We start from the raw sequence: 2,551 nt of genomic DNA on the forward strand, positions 1-2,551 counted from the left end.
GGTTAAAATTAGCCTGAACCTGAAAATTTGAGCTTGAAAAGGAAGACCAATATCCGGTAAGGAAATTTCCCTCTATCCCCTAGAAAATTAAATCAGTACACTGGGTTTGAGGATTATTAAAACGGAGTCTACCTAAAATGACAACTCAATCTAAAATTTCTCCTGCTTTTCAACCCTTTTTAGCTCACAGTCATCCCGATGCTAGAAAAGATGCAATTGTGATTTATCGAGGTTTACTGTCTCCGGGGTCAATGCCTCAACCGGGAACAGCCGCTTATTTTGATACCCTTAAACAACAAGCTCAAAATAATCAATCGATTTCTAATCAGATTATAAATGATTATCAAAGCGCAACTCGTCAATCCTTTTATACAGCACCCGTTGGTCAAGGAAGTTTACCCATTACCCAAATTGAAGTCACTCGTCAAAGCTTACCCATTCTCGCTGAACATCCTGAAGTTATTGCCATTCTTCCTAACCAAAATATTCATTTAATTGAACCTAAAGAAATCGATTATTCTGGATTAGAAAAACAAGAATTAGAAGATAAACTGACTTGGGGATTAAAGCGGTTAGAAATTCCCAAAGTTTGGGAAACAACCCAAGGACAAAATGTTACCGTTGCGGTGTTAGATTCGGGTGTACAGGGAGACCATCCCGCCTTAAAAGGACGAGTCAAAGATTTTATTGTTATTGACCCTTTAGGACGTCGAATTACAGCTTCTCCCAGTTTTGATAGTGGACAACATGGAACCCACGTTTGTGGCACTATTGCAGGGGGAAAAACCGAAGATGGAATCTCCATTGGTGTCGCCCCTCAAGCTGATTTAATTGTTGCTGGAGTCTTAGTTGGAGAATCGACATTATTAACCTTAGTCGAAGGGATTTCTTGGGCGGTTGAAAAAGGGGCAAAAATTATTAATATGTCCTTGGGATTAAGTTACTATGAACCCTTATTTCCCCAAATCTTTGATATTTTAGTTAATCAATACGGAATTTTACCCGTTGTCGCCATTGGAAATGAAAATCATGGAAATACCAGTTCTCCAGGGAATGCTTATAATGCCTTTTCTGTGGGTGCTGTCGAACAAATTGAAACCAATAATCTAGGAATTACGTTTTTTAGCAGTGGCGCCAGTTTAGTTTTTCCTGCGGATGCTCCTAATACCTGGGTCACAAAACCCGATGTGTCCGCCCCCGGAGCCCAGGTGTATTCCTGTATTCCCCCTGTCAAACTCGATAACGGCGTTTTTCAATATACCTACATGGATGGAACATCAATGGCCACCCCCCACATCGCTGGAGTTGCGGCTTTATTAATGTCCGCCTATCCTCAAGCTCCCTTAAGTAAGATTATTGATGTTTTAAAGAAAACCGCCTATCATCCAGGTGGAGAAGAACAACGCCCCGATAACCGTTGGGGGTGGGGAATGGTACAACCCTTAGAAGCATTAAAGGCTTTAAAATCAATGGGTTAACCGTTGGCTGTCAAGATTGAGAAGCTGTCATTCCCGCCCACGCGGGAATTCAGCTTGGGAGATTAAAATGGAAACATCAATATTAGGTCATCAATTAGGAGTACCCCATGGAAACAATTACGATTAAAGTTGACAATGAAATAGCACAACTTTACCAAGAAGCTGATATTAATCAACAAGAAAAAGCGATTTGGGTTTGTAACCTGATTCTGAAAGGCTTATTAAAGCCATCTAGTTTTGATGAAATAGTTAAACAAGTGAGAGAAGAAGCTAAAGTTAATGGTTTAACCCCTGAAATTTTAGCTAAGTTATTAGAAGATAAATAAACTGAGAATTGTTATAGATACGAATATTTTTATTAGTGGTCTGTTGTTATCAGCATCGAAAGCTCAACAGGTTTTCGATATTGTGACTGAAAGCCAAATTCTTTTAATGTCTGATAGCACTTTTGCCGAAATTTGTAAAACCTTGATACGCCCTAAATTTGATAAATATGTATCTTGAGAAAAAAGGTTAAATTTTATTGGAAGTTTACAACAAAAAGCAGAAGTAATTAATATTACAGAAACAATTACTACTTGTCGAGATCCTAAAGAAAATAAATTTTTAGAATTAGCTGTAAGTGGAAAAGCCGATTTAATTATTACAGGAGATCAAGATTTATTGATATTAAATCCCTTTGAAAATATTGAAATTATTACTGTTAATGAATTTTTGACAAGGTTTAATTAACCTAACACTCAACGACCTGAAAACGAGTCGATTTTTTCTTCAACTTGCCGTTCACAGTCCCAACCATCAGGAGAAATGCCAGATGCCATTGTGTTAGCTCAAGAAGCAGGAGGAAAAATTATAAAATTTGTGGATTCCGAAAATGTGAAATTTTGGTGACAAAATCCGCTAATCTTATAATAATGTGTGTGAGGTTACTAAAGTCCATAATGAGTCAAACGATTTTGCCTTATGATTCTAGTCTCAGTCGTTTTCCGGTTTTGGGTTTACCCGTTCATTTAATTGATAATTATACAAACTGGTTATTAAAACGTTGGCAACAAGGGTTAGGCACTCATGTG

Annotated in this window: 2 protein-coding genes and 1 pseudogene; all 3 read left to right on the plus strand. The window is 37.7% G+C overall.

Translation table 11 applies throughout. The annotated features are described in order from the left end of the window. Positions 1 to 137 precede the first annotated feature (137 nt). Complete coding sequence (locus ACKPEB_RS01385; protein ID WP_408962978.1) at positions 138 to 1,478, plus strand: S8 family serine peptidase; 1,341 nt, start codon at positions 138 to 140, stop codon at positions 1,476 to 1,478. Between the two features lie 107 nt (positions 1,479 to 1,585). Further along, complete coding sequence (locus tag ACKPEB_RS01390; RefSeq protein WP_408962979.1) at positions 1,586 to 1,804, plus strand: hypothetical protein; 219 nt, start codon at positions 1,586 to 1,588, stop codon at positions 1,802 to 1,804. A 13-nt stretch (positions 1,805 to 1,817) separates the two neighbouring features. Further along, positions 1,818 to 2,210 (plus strand): annotated as a pseudogene (locus ACKPEB_RS01395) (putative toxin-antitoxin system toxin component, PIN family). Positions 2,211 to 2,551 lie beyond the last annotated feature (341 nt).

Source organism: Planktothrix sp. (assembly GCF_046067725.1).
Lineage (GTDB): Bacteria > Cyanobacteriota > Cyanobacteriia > Cyanobacteriales > Microcoleaceae > Planktothrix.

Coding starts and splice junctions, on each gene's coding strand:
- ACKPEB_RS01385 (WP_408962978.1), top strand. CDS start 138: ATGACAACTCAATCTAAAATTTCTCCTGCTTTTCAACCCTTTTTAGCT.
- ACKPEB_RS01390 (WP_408962979.1), top strand. CDS start 1,586: ATGGAAACAATTACGATTAAAGTTGACAATGAAATAGCACAACTTTAC.